Below are 16460 nucleotides of genomic sequence, written 5' to 3'. Positions count from 1 at the left end.
GGGGGCTTCAATCCGCCCCGTTCTGAGGGGAATCGGGAAGATCGCCCGTGGAAGCGACCCTGTTTCTCCCCTGCTTCTTGGCCATGTACATGCGACTGTCCGCCTCATGAAGAAGCCGTTCGACCAGAGTAGATGGCGCAGCTGCAAGATCGCCATCAAGCGCCCCGACACCTGCAGAAAAGCCAGCCGTAATCTCATTGCCGCCGTCGAGATGAACGGGCGAAGCGTTCAACTGTTTCAGCCACAGTTTTGCAGCCTCCTCGGCCCCTGCACGATCCGTATGCGGAAGCAGAACAAGAAACTCCTCTCCACCCCAGCGGCCAGGAATATCGGCCCCGCGTGTGTAATCCCTGAGAACATTCGCCATATGCACCAGCACAAGATCGCCGGCAGCATGCCCATGCAGGTCATTAACCTGTTTGAAGTGGTCAAGGTCAATCATCACCATGGCGTAGTCGTGCTGATATCGAACCGCCTCGGATACGCCCTGAAGCATCGCATCCATCATGTGACGCCGGTTATAAAGACCTGTCAGCGGGTCATGGATTGCCTGAAGGCGGAGAGCCTCCCTGGCCTCTTTCATATTGTTGATGATTCGAAGGATAAGTTTCGCCTCCATGCCCCCGATGACCGCGCCATCGCCGAGAACATCAGAGGCCAGAGCCTGGACCTCATCACTGCCGGTAACATTAAACGCCAGATAGGGCTGAGTGATCTCAAGAGCCAGCTCGATACTGGAAAACATAGGGATGCCGTGCTCTTCGGCCAAAACCATGCCCGGCGCCTCGCTGTCGGAATCGACCATGCCAGCCACCGTGACAAGCTCCTCCTCCAGCAGCATTTCGAGTATAGCCATGCCGCCGGATCCCCCGCCAAGAATCACAACACTGTGCCGTGCTTCTCCGCTGTCGCTCATTCCCGCCCTCCTGGATTCACTATATTCCGGATGGCGACACTAACCTGAAAGCGGAGAAAATGAAGCCTGTCGCAGGGGAGATCCCGGCTTCATCTACAGGACACCCCGCCGGGACTTCTCAGCACCCCTGCGACGGATTAACTTTCATATCTGCAAACAGGCCATAGTATGCGCGCCGGAGATATCACATGACACTGAACAACAAAGAGATAAAAGCACTGAAGGGCGCGGCCCATCACCTGAAGCCCGTTATTATGGTCGGGCAGAAAGGCATCACCGAAAGCCTGGTCCTGGAGACTGAATCAGCACTTGAGATTCATGAACTGATCAAGGTTCATGTTGCAGGCGATGACCGCGAAATCCGCAAGGCCGCAATCGCCATGCTGGCCCAGAAAACGGGGGCGGAACTGGTCAACACCATCGGCAAAACCTGCATCCTCTATCGCAAGCGGAAATCGGATTCTTGAACCCGGCTGTCGAAATCATTCGCACCACTCTCGAGCAGCGCTTCGCACCCGTAACACTTCATATCGTTGATGAGTCCTGGAAACATGCCACTCATGCCGGTGCCAGAGAGCACGGCGGCGGCCACTTCCTGGTCGAGATCAGGGCTTCTGTATTCAATGGATTGTCGCGCATGCAGCGCCACAGAATGGTAATGGATGCACTGAAGCCTCTCTTTCCCGACACCATTCATGCCGCCAGCATCAAAGCCGAAGGGACGGAGCCCGGGTGATCACGCCGGCAAATACCCCGGCCTTTTTCTTGCAACCAGTTTCTATTACAAGCACCATTTGATCGTTGTTATTCAGGATGAAAACCTTCAAATCCCGGAGCGGAGGCAGCGATGAACCAGATTAATCTTATAAACCAGCTCCTCGATGACATGGACACAGTTCGTCCTCTTCTCCTCTCCGCCCTGCCTGATAACAGTGAACTCCGGGCAACAACCCGACGTATGATTGCCGCCCTGGAACAGCTCAGAGAACAGCCGGGCATACCCCATGCCACCCATTTATGGGTGAGCCAGCAATTCGCCAAGCTGCTGGATGTTCACCATGCCCCCCTGCTCCGCCCTGCATTCGACGGCACTATCACCAACGACTCCAAGGAGAGTCTTGCTGCACATGTGCAGCAGCGCCAGATGCTGACCATGCAGGCGCTGAAGGATATTCCCGCAACCCATGACCTTCTGGATACCTCAAGCGAAATGATAGGTGAAAAAGCCGGGAAAAATGAATCCCTGCAGAAACGGGCTCAACATCTCCATCTGCTGCTTCAGAGGCACCTGCAGCATGACGCAGATCTGCGCGTCGAACTGCAGCAACTGGCTGAAGCCTTCGGCCCGTCCCTGAATGCCATCTCAGGTATCCTGAAGCAGGCCGGAGAAGAGTCTCCTGAGCTGAAACAGGCCACAGAACTGCTGGAGAGAGAGCTCCCCAAGGATCCCGATCAGGCATTGGTGATACTGCAACAGGCAAGGGCGGGGATACTTACAGCCGGAAACAAACTGAGCAGCGCAAGTGAGAAGCTGAATGAAACGATTCAGTCCCATATTGAAAGCCTCTCCACGCTTTCGAAAAAGCTCGAGGAGGCTGAGTCTGCTGCACGTAATGACCCGCTCACAGGCCTGGCCAACCGCAGACTCCTTGATGAGTACCTGAAGGAGCTTGGCCAGACGGTTTACAGCTGCCTGCTCATCGACATAGACCACTTCAAGAGAATCAACGATACCTATGGCCACGATGTGGGAGACGAGATTCTTGAGCAGATCGCCCGCATGCTTGATAAATGTACCCGCAGCACCGACATTGCCGCACGGGTCGGCGGCGAAGAGTTCTGCATCATCTTTCCCGGCACAGGCACGGAGAACAGCACCAGAATGGCTGAAATACTTCGCCAGTCTATCGAGAAGAAGTCTTTCGGAACATCTGCCGGCATGATTGATATTACGGCCAGTATCGGCCTTGCAGAACACATTCCGGGCACAGAACACTCGGCCACATTCAAGGCTTCTGATGAAGCGCTATACCGCTCCAAAAAGAACGGCCGCAACAGAATTTCAGTCGCACTGAAGCGATAGCAGAGCAGCCCCGGGCGCTATACTCCCGGCTTCCTGCCTGAACCCTCAACGGCATGAACAAGCGCGGTCAGCATCCGGTTTACAGGCGTGGCAATATCATGGCCAGCACCCCGACGCACCACGACGCCGTTGAGATAGTCGACCTCAGTCAGATGCCCTGCCTCAATATCCTGCCACATGCTTGTTTTTACCGGCCCCATCATGAGCGTCGCATCGATATGCCTTAGGATATCCTGCTCGCCTATATCAATCCCTTCGGCCAGCGCTACGGCAACGGTTTCCCGCATTGCAGCCTGCACGATTGCCAGCAACTCTTCAGACTCACACATCTCTCTGGCGAATCGCCGGGAAATGGCTGTTATCGCGTTAAAACCGGTATTCCAGAGCAGTTTCCGCCACAGCATGGCGGCAGGATCGTCATCGATTCGGGCCGGTACATGGCCAGCCTGCAATTGTTCGACAAGTCCGCAGAGCTGATGCTCCCCCGCCCCGCATTGCCACAAACCAAGCCTGATACCACCTGCAGCCGAATGGATCACATGGCCCGGAGCCTCAAGGCGCGCCCCGATAAATGCGCTGCCGGCAGCGACAGCATTATCGGGAAATGCTTTCGCAACCCAATCAGGCGCCTCAATACCGTTCTGCAGCGTCACCAGCAGGCTGTCCGGAGTGATTGACCCTTTGACGGTTTCAATCAGATCCTCAAGCCCGGTCATCTTGCTGCTGAAAACAACCACATCCGCCCCTGCAGCCAGATCAGGAGCGCAGCCCGCATGCACCTTCAGGCTCAGCCTCCTCCCCTCCGACTCATGCAGCAGCCCGTACTTCTGAAGCGCCTCCAGGTGCGCTCCGCGAGCCAGGTAGATAATTTCGTTTCCGGCCTGTTGCATGCGGCTGCCATAGTGGCTCCCCACCGCACCCGATCCGGCAAAGACAACTCTCAAACTCCCTCCATGACCACGGCCTCTTCCGGCGCTATGATTGCGCTCCGCGATGAGATTACACCACAGGAGCCCACCATGCCAAAAGAAGCGATGAAAAGAGAAGCGCTGGAGTATCATCGCTCGCCGACCCCTGGAAAGATCAGCATCAGGCCGACCAAACCGTGCCTGACCCAGCGTGATCTGGCTCTCGCCTACAGCCCGGGCGTGGCCGAACCCTGCCTAGCAATTGCCGACAACCCTGAGCTGGCCGACGAATACACCTCCCGTGCCAACCTTGTCGCCGTAATCAGCAACGGTACCGCCGTGCTTGGTCTGGGCAATATCGGCGCACTGGCCGGAAAACCTGTGATGGAGGGCAAGGGCGTCCTCTTCAAACGCTTCGCAGACATCGATGTCTTCGACATTGAACTGGCAGAAACAGACCCGATGAAATTTGTCGAGACAGTAGAACGCATGGAGCCCACCTTCGGTGGCATCAACCTCGAGGATATCAAGGCACCTGAGTGCTTTATTATTGAAGAGGAGTTGAAGAAGCGGATGAACATTCCTGTACTGCATGACGATCAGCATGGTACAGCTGTGATTACCGCCGCCGCCTTTATCAACGCCCTGATCCTGCAGAAGAAAAAGATCGAGGAGGTGAAGATCGTCTGCCTCGGTGCTGGTGCTGCCGGTTTCGCCTGCATGAAACTGATCGAACAGCTGGGCGCAAAACGCGAAAACATCCTCTTCCTCGACCGCAAAGGGGTGATCACCAGAGACCGCGATGAAGATATGCCGCCGCACAAGGCATACTTTGCATCTGATCGCAGTGAGCGGACACTTGAAGAGGCGATGCATGGTGCCGATGCCTTTATCGGCCTTTCGCAGGGCAACATGGTGTCGCCCGAGATGCTGTTATCCATGGCCAACAACCCGATCGTGTTTGCCATGGCCAATCCGGAACCTGAAATCGACTATGAACTGGCCATGCATACCCGCAAGGACCTGATCATGGCTACCGGCCGCTCCGACCATCCGAACCAGGTAAACAATGTGCTCGGCTTTCCGTTCCTCTTCCGCGGCGCACTCGATGCCCGTGCCACAACCTTCAATGAGGAGATGAAACTCGCGGCCGTATATGCGCTGGCTGAACTGGCCCGCGAGGATGTTCCCGCCTCGGTCCTCAAGGCCTACGGGATCAGGGAGCTGCGTTTCGGCCCCGAATACATCCTTCCGAAACCATTTGATCCACGCCTGATCGAGGTGGTTCCGGTAGCCGTTGCCAAAGCCGCCACCGAAACCGGCGTGGCTCGCAAACCGCTTACCGATGCTGACGCCTACTCCCATGATCTGGCCGGACGCATCGATTCATCACGGCTGTTCATGCGTATGATCATGGACAAGGCCAGAGCCAATCCGGTCAGGCTGGTTCTGCCGGAAGGTGAGGATGAAACCATTGTACGCGCTGCCATTGAAATGAAGGAGATAGGCATTGCCACACCGATCCTGATCGGCCGCAAGGAGCAGATGGACCGGCTATGCAAGCATGAGCAGCTTGACCTTGAGGGCATTGAGGTAATCGACCCTTATGAAGAGGACTCGCGCTTCGACAGTCTTGCCGACGCCTACTATTTTGACCGTAAACGTCATGGCGTTCTGCGTGATGATGCCGCCAAGACGCTGCGCGGTGATATCAATATCTTCGGCTCCATGCTGGTGCGCCAGGGCTTTGCCGACGGTATGCTCTCCGGTCGTACCGCCCACTATCCAACAGTGCTGCGTCCCCTGCTAAAGGTGCTTGGACATGATACCGGCGGTCACCATCACCATGTTTACGGTATGTATATTATGATCATGGAGAACGGTGCTTACTTCATGGCTGACTGCACCGTCAATGTTGAGATGAATGCTGAGGAGCTGGCACGACTGGCCGAACTTGCCGCAGAAACGGCCCAATCGCTTGGGTGTGATGCGCGAGTCGCCATGCTCTCCTTCTCCAACTTCGGCAGTGCCGAACATCCTGAAACGGCAAAGGTGGCCGAAGCGACCCGCATTCTGCATGAGCGTTGTCCCGAGCTGATTGTCGATGGCGAGATGCAGGCCGATACGGCTGTGAACGATGCGATTCTCAAGGAGTACCCGTTCAGCAAGCTGAAGGAGCCGGCCAATGTTCTGATCTTCCCTACCATGCAGGCGGGTAACATCTCCTACAAGCTGATGCGTGAGCTCGGTGGCGGCACGGCCATCGGACCGATCCTGCTGGGGCTCCCCTATCAGGCACATGTACTGCACACTGGCGCATCGGTTGACGATATCGTTCACATGGCCGCAATCGCCGCTGCCCGCGAAGCCTCGACCAAGTAACAGGCTAACTACCCAAACAATAAAGGCGACCGGTTGGTCGCCTTTATTTATTCACCTCGGAACATAGCCACAGGCCGCTTCCGGCCGGAAACGGACATTCGTTGTGTTTGCTGAGTGCGGGCTACAAGTCGTTTTGACAACCAAAAAAAGCGGCCGATGGCCGCTTTTATAATGAATATTCCGGGAATTAACCGCGCGGAAGGAAGGATCGCGGATTGATCAGCTTTCCGTTGCGGCTGACCTCATAATGAAGGTGTGGACCGGTGGAGTGGCCGGTTGAGCCTACGCGGCCGATCAGCTGATTGTGCTTGACGATATCACCGATGTTGACCGCCATGCTGCCCATGTGCGCGTAACGCGTTTTGTAGCCGTGGCCATGTTCGATATCAACGACATAGCCATAATCCGGCATCCTGCCTGCAAAAACAACCACGCCGCGGCTGGCTGCCAGTACCGGTGCACCGAAGCGGTTGGCGATATCGACACCTTTATGCTCTGACTTACTACCGTCAAAGGGGTCAATTCGAGGCCCGAATCGGGAGCTGATCCAGCCACCCTCGGTCGGCCATGCATGTGGACGTGCGCTCTTGGCATCGCCCTTTGCCTCAAGCATAAAATCAACTGCTGTGAGCTGCGTTCCCAGTTGCTGCAGGCGTCCATCGAGCTGCTGCATGGTCTCAAACAGACCTGATTCGACATTGGCCACATCCACCTTCACTTCGCGTGGACCTCCGAAGGCCGGCTTCAATCCGAAATCAAACTGTGTGCGATCAAGTGATGCCACATCAACAAGTTTACTGCCCAGCTGATCGAGGCGGGAGATTCGGGCCTGCATCTGGCCCAGGGTGCGGGCATAGAGTGCCATCTTCTGCTGGTCACTATCGAGCCTCTGCTGCAACTCGTTTAGCTCACGCATCTTGTTCATCTGAGCATAATCAAGAGCCACCTGGGTCTGCTTGAGTGCAACAGACAACTGCCTTGCTTCGGAAAGCGAATAAACACCCCAACCACCGAACAGGAATGCGGCAGATAGCACAGCCACTGCAGCGATGCCTATATTTCGGCTGACCACAAGACCGAAAATGCGACCGTTCGAAGATTGTTTAAGCTTTACCAAAAAGCCTCCATGCCTTTATGAATCACGACCCAAATCCGTGCAGTACAATCATTACCATTTACTCGTAATTGACTGTAAGCGCGAAGTTTTTATGCTTGTCCGATGAATCCTGAGACTTCTCCCGGACAAGAGATCTATATTCAGCGCCACTGTATGCAAAACCTGCTGCATGAAGCGTTGATTTCAGACCCAAAACCTTGCAGCGGTTTGCTTGCAGGCGGCGGCAATATGATAGATACGGCGATTCCTGTCACGAATTTTGTCAACATTGGTAATGTGGATATGCCACACCCCATGCTTGCCGGGCACCCTTTAACCGGCATCTACCTCTCGGTTCATCCGGGCCAACAGCCGGATCGGATACAGATTGAGAAGCTCGCGAAATTTTGTGAATCGCAGTACGGCATTGCACCGCACTACTGCCTGATACTGGATCTGGGCCAGCATGGCCGGATCGATGCCACACTCTATTCGGATCTGGCGCTGACCAAGACGCGATCGCTTGAGATGCTTGAAGACAGTGGTCTGTACCCGGTTTCCGCAAACCGTTAGGCTTTCGACCCATGCGCATCTGTCATATCGGACTGAACCATAAAACTGCCCCCGTGGAGCTGCGGGAGCGCCTTGCCGTTCAGGAATCTGACATTGCTGAAATTCTTCAGCAGCGCATCAAACACCCCGCCATCCGCGAAGCAGCCCTGCTCTCCACCTGCAATCGCGTTGAGATGACCGTGGTCACTCACGATCCTGATGCGGCCATTGCCGCCGTACATGAGTGGTTTGCCGAGAAGGCACAGATGGGCATGGAACAGGTGTGCGAGCACCTCTACTCCTACACAACCGATGAGGCGATCCGTCACCTGTTCTGTGTGGCTTCAGGGCTCGATTCGCTTGTGCTTGGAGAACCGCAGATCCTCGGACAGGTTAAAAACTCCTACGAACACGCCCTGACATCCGCAACAGCGGGCCATGTGCTGCACAGATTATATCAGTCCACCTTCGCAGCCGCCAAGCGGGCTCGCAGTGAAACCGGCATCGGCAAACAGGCGGTGAACATCTCCTCCTGCGCCGTCGAGCTTGCCCGACATATCTTTGGAGACCTTGCCGGCAAGACCGTGCTGCTGATGGGTGCCGGAGAGATGGCCGAGCTTGCCGCCCGCCATCTGCGCGGTAACGGCTGCTCCGATATCCTGGTTGCCAACCGCACCCTGGAGCGCGCTCAGAATCTGGCCATGGAGTTTGAAGGGCATGCCCTCACTCTCGACCAGCTTCCCGACTACCTCGATGCCGCCGATATCGTTCTTTCAAGCACCGGCGCCAGCACCTTCGTGCTGTTGCCCGAAACCGTGAAAACTGCCATGAAGAAGCGCAGAGGCCGCCCGATGTTCCTGGTTGATATCGCCGTTCCACGCGATATCGATCCGCGTATCGGCGACATAGATGGTGCCTATCTCTACGATATCGACGACCTGCAGCAGGTGGTACAGGGCAATGTCGAGCACCGCCAGCAGGAGGCGGAGCTGGCCCGTGAAATCATCGAAGAAGAGGCGATCACTTTCCTCTCATGGCTCAAATCACTTGAGTCCGTACCGCTGATCCGCACCATTCAGCAGCAGATGGAGCTGCGCCGCCAGGAAGAGATGGAAAAAGCACTTCGTTATCTGAAAGATTTCGATGATGCACAGATTGATGCCGTGGAGCGTTTCAGCAAGGCACTGATGAAGCGTTATATGCATCCAACGCTGCAGACACTGAAGAGCCTTCCTGATGATATCGAGGGCGACCTCCTGATGGGTGCCGCCAAGCGGCTGTTTGACCTCGAATCCACATCACCCACGCTGCTCCATACAAAGGGGAAAAATGAACAGTCGTCTGGATAATATCCTTCGCCGCCGCGAAGAGATCGCCATCCTGCTCTCCGACCCCGATGTAACCTCCGACAACCAGCGATTTATCAAGTTATCCCGGGAGTATGCCGAAATCGGACCTGTTGCCGACGAGGTGGAACACTACCTGAAACTTGAGCAGCAGCTGCGTGATAATCAGGAGATGATCGCAGACAGCGATTGCGATGCAGAGCTGAAAGAGCTGGCCGAGGCAGAGATTCCGGAACTGAAAACGGCGATGCGAGAGAGCAATGAGAAGCTCAACATCCTGCTTCTCCCGAAGGACCCGAATGATGCCCGGGATATTATCCTCGAAATTCGGGCTGGCACGGGTGGTGATGAGGCAGCCCTGTTTGCTGCCGATCTGTTTCGCATGTACAGCCGTTATGCCGAAACGCAGGGGTTCAAGGTGGAGATTCTGTCCGCCAGCGATACCGGCATCGGCGGATACAAGGAGATCGTCGCACAGGTAACCGGCGACGGCGTATTCTCCCGCTTCAAATTCGAGTCCGGCGTGCACCGCGTGCAGCGCGTTCCGGAGACGGAGTCGGGTGGCCGCATCCATACCTCGGCCTGCACGGTAGCGATTCTGCCGGTTGCCGAAGAGGTGGAGGTAAATATCCGCCCCGAAGATATCCGCATCGACGTCTATCGCGCCTCCGGCGCCGGCGGCCAGCATGTGAATAAAACCGAGTCGGCTGTTCGCATCACCCATGAACCGACCGGCATCGTGGTCACCTGCCAGGACCAGTCCAGCCAGCACAAGAACAAGGCGCAGGCGATGAAGGTGCTGCAGGCAAGGCTTTTTGATAAAGAACAGTCGGAGGCAGACAGTGAAAGGGCCGAGGCTCGCAAAGGCATGGTCGGTTCGGGCGACCGCTCCGAGCGCATCCGCACCTACAATTTCCCGCAGGGAAGAATCACTGACCACCGCATCAACCTTACCCTCTACAAGCTGGAACAGATTCTGGGCGGCGACATGGGCGAATTGATCGACTCGCTGCTCACCTACCATCAGGCGGAGCTGCTCGCAGCGCAGAACACCTGAATGATCATCCGCGACCTGCTTCGCGAAGCATTTAATGATTTGCAGCAGGCGGGCTGCGACTCTGCGAGGCTCGATGCAGAGCTTCTCCTGATGCACATCTCGGGGCTCTCCCGCACCGATCTGATTATCCGCGCACTGGATGAGGCCCCGAAAGAGATTGAACAACCCTTCAGGGCTCTCGTCGCCCGTCGCGCATCACGCGAACCGCTTGCCTATATCACCGGAGAAAAGGAGTTCTGGTCACGTCTGTTCCGGGTCACGCCGGATGTACTGATTCCACGACCGGAAACCGAACATCTGATCGAGGCGGTGCTGGAGCGCTTTCCGGATCAACATGACAGTTACACGTTCTGCGATATCGGCACCGGCTCCGGTTGCATTGCAGTGACCCTCGCATGCGAATATCCGGCCTCACAAATTGTGGCCACTGACATCTCTATAGCCGCATTAGAAGTAGCCAAATCCAATGCCGAACGACTTGATGTTGCAGATCGCATCACTTTCCGCCACGGCGATATGCTACAGGCACTGGATAACCATGACGGCCCATTTGACGCCATCATCTCCAACCCCCCTTACGTGGCATATCATGAGATGGATGGCCTTGAAGCGGAGCTTTCGCATGAGCCGCGCGGTGCGCTCACCGATGAGAGGGATGGCCTGAAATTTCTGGCCACCATCCTGGCCGGCGGATCAACACGGCTGAAGCCCGACGGCCATATCATTGTTGAAACCGGCAGCTGCGGCCTGCCGGAAACACCTTCCCCCCTGCTGCTGAAAAAAGAGATATTCGATCTCGCTGGCCATCTTCGCGGCGGCATTTTCCAAACGAAGTAATTCTGCAAGCCACACATCGAACCATAGCTGAGTGGGAAACCCGGATTTTTGTTCTATACTCAGCACTATCAGATTGGAGGCGATATGGGGAAGATCATGTTGTTCATGGTGGCAGGATTGCTGCTGATCGGTTGCGGGCCGAAAAAACCGAACCTGCCGGAGGTGGGCGTTCCTCCCAAGCCACTGGTTCAGAAGGGCTTCTCCTTTACGCCCCTTGCTGAAACAGGCTGGTACATTATCGGACAGGTTCCTTACAGGGTCGCTCTGGCCAGGCAGGGAAAGAGCACCGATGAAACCCACGCCATTCAGGGCATGGTATTTAATTTCAAAAACTTTGACTCAGACGAAGATTTCATCAGGGCAGTCAAAGCGGGGCAGGCGCAGGATACCGATATAACCGACCCCGATCGCTTCAAGGTTACTACACATGATACGGTGCTGCGCCCTCACAAAGGGGAAAGGTGTGCATTCTCCCACATCGTGACGGAAGATCATGGTGCGGTGAAAAGAAGTGCCACGGATGGATTCATGATTCTCGAGATCTATGCGCTGGTTTGCAGGCACCCGGAGAACCGCAGTGCGGCGGTCAGTGTCGACTACTCGCAGCGTTACTATGCACAAAACCGAAACAGCGACATTGAAAGCAAGGCCATCTCCCTGATCGACAGCGTCTCTTTTGAGCCGCTGCATTAGTCTGAGGCCACTCCAGACAGCCTGATTCCAGTACGGAAATAAAAAAAGCCCGGCACGAGGCCGGGCTTAGCGTTTGAGCGTTATATCTTAGTGGTCGCCTTTCTCGCCATGACCATCATCGTGATCTTTCTTCTCTTCTTTCTCTTCTTTGGCATCGCCGTGGTCAGAGCCGTGGTCGGACGCCTTCTCTGCCGCATGGCCTGAGTCATGGCCGTGGTCACCTGCGTAAGAGGCCGGCACTACAGCAAACGCTGCAGCCATAAGAAATGCAAACATCATGATTAGCTTTTTCATTTATATCCCCCGGAGAGTTAATAATCAGCAACTCTTTTATGTAGTGGGGCGACAGTAGCACGGCACATATTCGAACGAATAGCGCATATTTTCCTCCCCTTTGAAATGCAAAAGGGCCGCCCGTTCGGGCGACCCTTTCAATCTCTCCAGTGCCTGAAACCGGGGGTTAGCAGCAGCCACCTTCGGCGTGAACATGGCCATGCTCGCGCTCTTCATCGGTGGACTCACGAATCTCTTCAACAGTGACATCAAAGTGCAGGCGCTCACCGGCCAGCGGGTGGTTGCCGTCAATGGTTACATTATCGCCATCAACCTCGGCGACACGGATCACCTGGACACCTTCAGATGTCTCGGCCTGGAACTGCATGCCGACCTCGATGTTATCGACGCCCTGGAACATCTCGCTAGGTACAACCTGGGTCAGTGCAGGATTGTACTCACCGTATCCGTCAGCAGCCTCAATGGTAACCTGCAGGGAATCGCCAATTGATTTGCCATCCAGTGCATTCTCAAGGCCGGGAATAATATTCTGCTCACCATGAAGATATACCAGCGGCTCGCCGCCACTGGATGAATCGATCACATCTCCGGAATCATTGGTCAGGGTATAGTGAAACGAAACGACTTTATGGTTACTGATCTGCATGTTTTTCTCCTCAAAAAAAAGCGGCGCCGAGGCGCCAGATGGGGCGGGACCCTACGCGAAGAGGCTACAGAAACAAGTTCAGTGGTTTGAAGGTGCTATATAGAGCAGTGGAAAACGCTCCCGAGCCATGCCAAGTGCAGCCATCTCATCTTGCAGGTGTTTGCGGGTCAACGGAATTTCATCCAGAAACTGAAGTTTGCCGTCGCGATATGCAAGACGCCCGAAAATGCCGATCGCCTTGATATGCCGCTGCAGTGCAGTGAGCCGCAGTTTGTGGTGCCAGTCATCAAAACCGCCGAATGCCGCTGCCAAATGTGGAGGCAGGTTGCCGAAAAACTTTTCACTCCATAACAGCCGTTCCTGTTCCGGATAATCCTGGTAGCAGTCGTAGAGAAGCGAGGCCAGATCATAGGTGACAGGGCCCATTACGGCATCCTGATAATCAATCATACCGAGCGGCAATTTCCCCTCAGGCAGCATCAGGTTTCGACTATGATAATCAAGATGCACAGGCACGACCGGGATTTCGGTCAGTGTCTCAAGCGTTGCCGCAAGACTAGCGTGGAACTGTTCACGCTCCGCAGCGGTCGGCTCAACGCCAGCCACCTTCGGCAGATACCAGTCGAGATAGAGATCGCATTCGCGCCGCATTCGCGCCATATCAAAGCGCGGCAAAACCATGCCCGGATCGGATCCCTGCAGCAGATGCAGCTGGTAGAGCGCATCTTCAAACAGCGCATTCAGGTCATTTCCGGAAGCGCGATAGCTGGCCCAGGTTTCATCACCGAAATCCTCCAGCAGCAGGAACCCCTGCGTTACGCTTTCGGCAAACAGCCTGGAAACGCGGATTCCAGTCGCATTGAACCAGGCGAGCACAGCAAGAAAAGGCTTCACATCCTCATGCTGGGGCGGCGCATCCATCAGCACATAATCAATGCCTTTGCAGTTTACCCTGAAATAGCGCCGAAACGAAGCATCACCGGCCAGTGGTGCAATCGCATTGTCACCAAGTACCGATGCGAGCCATGCTTCCCGCTGCCGGGCGCGCTCATCCATCGCTGACCAGCAGTCCTCTTATCTTCATCTTGCCTTCGATATCGCGAATCACATCTCTCGCCTTTTCCTTGTCGGCATAGGGCCCGGCATAGACCCGGAACCATTGACCGCGTTCAGCAAGGTTGACGGTATAAACAAATGCCGAGAATCCACCCTTCATCAACTTGGCCTGCAGCTTCATGGCATCACTGTTGGACTTGAAGGAGCCGAGCTGGATGCGATAACCACCGGTCACAGGTTGATTTGCAGCCACTACAGGCTGCTCAGCCGAAACCTGTTTCGGAGCATCCACTTCAAGAGACCTGTCCATCGCTCTGGCCGGTGCAGGCGCGGACTCTGCGACCGGCGCCGGCATGACCGACTGCTTCGGCAGCTCCTTGTAAAACTGTAATTCACCCACCTTGGTGTGGGCACCGGCTCCGGCCTTGCTCTTCCACTGCCCGACCTGATCTTCAAGCTCATCGATCTTTGCCTGCAACAGAGCGGCTTCAGCATCTCGCTTCTCCAGCTCCGCTTCCACCCGACTGAGTTCCGCCTTGGATACCTTGTCTGTTGTAGCAGGCAGCTTCAGCTGGTTTCCGCCCAGCCAGAAACCAGCCCCGAAGCATAGCCCTGCAATAACAATGATCGCCAGAACCGGGAGGGCCGAGTTGCTCTCTTTCTTCCCCTTGGCGCGGGATGAGGCCTGCACTTTGGCATAATCGCGTGTCATATCTGCCCTCTCAGGCTAAGAGGTAGCATCAATTACATGCGCTCCGGTGCGGAAACGCCGAGAACGGCCAGTGCATTTCGGATCACCTGTGCAACCCCCCTGGCAAGCAACAGTCGCGCAGCAGTCAGTTCAGCATCCTCGGTTACCACGCGGTGTTTGTGGTAGAAGCTGTGGAAATCGGCCGCCAGACGCATGGTGTAGGTGGCCACACGATACGCCTCAAGCTTGTCGGCTGCCTTCATCAACAGATCAGGATAGCCGAGCATATGTGAAATCAGCCTCTGCTCTTCATGGGAGGTAAGCAGGGAGAGATCCACCTCCTCCACAGCCGGAACAGTGACCCCCTCCTCCTCCGCTTTGCGCAGGATCGCGCAGATACGGGCGTAGGCGTACTGCACATAATAGACCGGGTTCTCATCATTCTTCTTCTTGGCGACTTCAAGGTCGAAATCGAGCTGACTCTCCACACGACGGGTCATGAAGTTGAAACGGACTGCATCTGCACCCACCTCGTCCACCACCTCGCGCAGGGTTACAAAGGTTCCGGCGCGTTTGGACATGCGCACAGGTTTACCATCGCGGGTCAGGTTCACCATCTGCACTAGCAGCACATCGGGCTGCGCTTCCAGTCCGGTCAATGCCTTCATGGCTGCCTGCACGCGGGTAACATAACCACCGTGATCAGCGCCCCACACATCAATCATGCGACCATAACCGCGCTTAAACTTGTCGACATGGTAGGCGATATCGGCTGCGAAATAGGTCGGTGTACCATCCTGCTTGGCCAATGGGCGGTCGACATCATCACCGAAATCGGTGGTGCGGAAGAGCAGTTGTTCGACCGGTGTATAATCCTCGACCTCCTTACCTTTCGGTGGCGGCAGCGTTCCCGGATAGACAATGCCATCGGCTTTCAGCTTCTCGATCAGTTCCAGTACACGACCGGATTGATGCAGATTACTCTCGGAGAAGTAGAGGTCGAAAGAGATATTCAGAGCCGCCAGATCGTCGCGGATCATATCCATATTGGCAGCCACAGCATCCATGCCGATCATTTGCAACCGTTTATCCGCATCCATCGTCGCCAGTTCGCGGTACTCGAACTTCTCCAGCAGGCCACGGGCAATATCAATCACATAATCGCCGGGATAGGCCGATTCGGGAAACTCAACTGTTTCGCCCTGCAGTTCACGCATGCGCAGCCAGACCGATTCGGCCAGCACTCCGATCTGGGCGCCGGCATCATTGATATAGTATTCGCGGTGCACATCGCGCCCGCAGACTGCAAGCAGGCGACCTAAGACATCACCGACCACCGCACCTCGGGCATGACCGACATGCATCGGACCTGTCGGATTGGCGGATACAAATTCGAGATTCACCTTCTCAGAGTGCTCGTCCAGCTCTACGCGGCCGTAATTGTCGCCGGCAGAGAGAATGGTTTTCAGGATGCCCGCCTCGCTTGCCTTTTTAAGGCGTATATTGATAAAGCCGGGACCTGCAATGTCGGCCCCCTCAACGGCATCCGGCCACTGCACCAGTTCAAGAATCGAGGCGGCAATCTGTTGCGGGCTTCTCTTGAGCAGGCGCGCCAGCGGCATCGCCACATTGGCGGCGTAGTCACCATGCTCTTTCATCTTCGGACGCGTCAGCTGCACATCCGGCATCTCTGCCCCTTCGATATCCTTGAGCAGTTGCTGCAGAGCCTGCTGCAGAGCCTGTTCCAATGCCTGTTTCACCTTGCCTCCGGTTGCCATCCTGTAAATGCGCCCAGACTGAATATGTTCAGTGAGCCTCGCAGGCCATGGAAGGCCTGCTAAAATCAGGCGGTATTCCGCATGATTTTGTATGCAGCGGCACAATCATATCTTGCCACTGCGTA

The 16460-nt window shown here is 55.7% G+C and carries 17 protein-coding genes; 9 read left to right on the top strand and 8 right to left on the bottom strand.

What is annotated here, in order from left to right; genetic code table 11:
• Nucleotides 1–7: 7 nt before the first annotated feature.
• Nucleotides 8–916 (bottom strand): GGDEF domain-containing protein, encoded by a 909-nt coding sequence (locus tag Ga0123462_RS01595; protein ID WP_232726496.1) that lies wholly within the window; start codon nt 914–916, stop codon nt 8–10.
• Between the two features lie 188 nt (nt 917–1104).
• Between Ga0123462_RS01595 and yhbY the strand changes: the two genes are divergently transcribed.
• The 3 genes from yhbY (at nt 1105) to Ga0123462_RS01580 (ending at nt 2999) form a co-directional block, all read left to right on the top strand.
• Nucleotides 1105–1383, top strand: coding sequence for a ribosome assembly RNA-binding protein YhbY (gene yhbY, locus Ga0123462_RS01590; protein ID WP_100264691.1), 279 nt, complete (start codon nt 1105–1107; stop codon nt 1381–1383).
• Nucleotides 1380–1652 carry a BolA family protein gene (locus tag Ga0123462_RS01585; protein ID WP_100264690.1) on the top strand — a complete coding sequence of 91 codons (273 nt, stop codon included), beginning with the start codon at nt 1380–1382 and terminating at the stop codon, nt 1650–1652. Before yhbY ends, Ga0123462_RS01585 begins: the two co-directional genes overlap by 4 nt.
• 111 nt (nt 1653–1763) lie before the next feature.
• Nucleotides 1764–2999 (top strand): sensor domain-containing diguanylate cyclase, encoded by a 1236-nt coding sequence (locus Ga0123462_RS01580; RefSeq protein ID WP_100264689.1) that lies wholly within the window; start codon nt 1764–1766, stop codon nt 2997–2999.
• A 17-nt stretch (nt 3000–3016) separates the two neighbouring features.
• Here Ga0123462_RS01580 and Ga0123462_RS01575 read toward each other — a convergent pair whose 3' ends face one another.
• Complete coding sequence (locus tag Ga0123462_RS01575; RefSeq protein WP_100264688.1) at nt 3017–3943, bottom strand: ketopantoate reductase family protein; 927 nt, start codon at nt 3941–3943, stop codon at nt 3017–3019.
• 75 nt (nt 3944–4018) lie between these two features.
• Between Ga0123462_RS01575 and Ga0123462_RS01570 the strand changes: the two genes are divergently transcribed.
• Entirely contained in the window at nt 4019–6289 is a 2271-nt protein-coding gene (locus Ga0123462_RS01570) for an NADP-dependent malic enzyme (RefSeq protein WP_100264687.1), read from the top strand.
• Nucleotides 6290–6476: 187 nt separating this feature from the next.
• Here Ga0123462_RS01570 and Ga0123462_RS01565 read toward each other — a convergent pair whose 3' ends face one another.
• The gene (locus Ga0123462_RS01565) at nt 6477–7406 is read right to left on the bottom strand and encodes a M23 family metallopeptidase (protein ID WP_100264686.1); all 930 of its coding nucleotides are present in this window, start codon (nt 7404–7406) and stop codon (nt 6477–6479) included.
• Between the two features lie 102 nt (nt 7407–7508).
• On the opposite strand from Ga0123462_RS01565, the gene Ga0123462_RS01560 reads away from it, so the two are divergent.
• From Ga0123462_RS01560 to Ga0123462_RS01540, 5 genes are all read left to right on the top strand, one after another.
• Nucleotides 7509–7958, top strand: coding sequence for a hypothetical protein (locus Ga0123462_RS01560; protein WP_157821230.1), 450 nt, complete (start codon nt 7509–7511; stop codon nt 7956–7958).
• Between the two features lie 11 nt (nt 7959–7969).
• Nucleotides 7970–9286: a glutamyl-tRNA reductase gene (gene hemA, locus Ga0123462_RS01555; protein WP_100264684.1), complete on the top strand. Its 1317-nt coding sequence runs from the start codon at nt 7970–7972 to the stop codon at nt 9284–9286.
• Nucleotides 9267–10340 (top strand): peptide chain release factor 1, encoded by a 1074-nt coding sequence (gene prfA, locus Ga0123462_RS01550; RefSeq protein WP_100264683.1) that lies wholly within the window; start codon nt 9267–9269, stop codon nt 10338–10340. The genes hemA and prfA overlap by 20 nt, the downstream gene beginning before the upstream one ends.
• The gene (gene prmC / locus Ga0123462_RS01545) at nt 10341–11177 is read left to right on the top strand and encodes a peptide chain release factor N(5)-glutamine methyltransferase (protein ID WP_100264682.1); all 837 of its coding nucleotides are present in this window, start codon (nt 10341–10343) and stop codon (nt 11175–11177) included.
• 84 nt (nt 11178–11261) lie between these two features.
• Complete coding sequence (locus Ga0123462_RS01540) at nt 11262–11870, top strand: hypothetical protein (RefSeq protein ID WP_100264681.1); 609 nt, start codon at nt 11262–11264, stop codon at nt 11868–11870.
• Nucleotides 11871–11957: 87 nt separating this feature from the next.
• Here Ga0123462_RS01540 and Ga0123462_RS01535 read toward each other — a convergent pair whose 3' ends face one another.
• The 5 genes from Ga0123462_RS01535 to argS all read right to left on the bottom strand — a co-directional run bounded on the left by Ga0123462_RS01535 (nt 11958) and on the right by argS (nt 16317).
• Complete coding sequence (locus tag Ga0123462_RS01535) at nt 11958–12164, bottom strand: hypothetical protein (protein ID WP_100264680.1); 207 nt, start codon at nt 12162–12164, stop codon at nt 11958–11960.
• 166 nt (nt 12165–12330) lie between these two features.
• Nucleotides 12331–12810, bottom strand: coding sequence for an FKBP-type peptidyl-prolyl cis-trans isomerase (locus tag Ga0123462_RS01530; protein WP_100264679.1), 480 nt, complete (start codon nt 12808–12810; stop codon nt 12331–12333).
• A 78-nt stretch (nt 12811–12888) separates the two neighbouring features.
• Nucleotides 12889–13866, bottom strand: coding sequence for an aminoglycoside phosphotransferase family protein (locus Ga0123462_RS01525; protein ID WP_100264678.1), 978 nt, complete (start codon nt 13864–13866; stop codon nt 12889–12891).
• Complete coding sequence (locus tag Ga0123462_RS01520; protein WP_100264677.1) at nt 13859–14578, bottom strand: SPOR domain-containing protein; 720 nt, start codon at nt 14576–14578, stop codon at nt 13859–13861. Before Ga0123462_RS01520 ends, Ga0123462_RS01525 begins: the two co-directional genes overlap by 8 nt.
• Nucleotides 14579–14610: 32 nt before the next feature.
• Complete coding sequence (gene argS, locus Ga0123462_RS01515; protein ID WP_100266427.1) at nt 14611–16317, bottom strand: arginine--tRNA ligase; 1707 nt, start codon at nt 16315–16317, stop codon at nt 14611–14613.
• Between the last annotated feature and the right edge of the window lie 143 nt (nt 16318–16460).

The organism is Mariprofundus ferrinatatus, from assembly GCF_002795825.1.
GTDB lineage: Bacteria > Pseudomonadota > Zetaproteobacteria > Mariprofundales > Mariprofundaceae > Mariprofundus > Mariprofundus ferrinatatus.
This window is presented reverse-complemented; position numbering and strand designations above follow the sequence as displayed.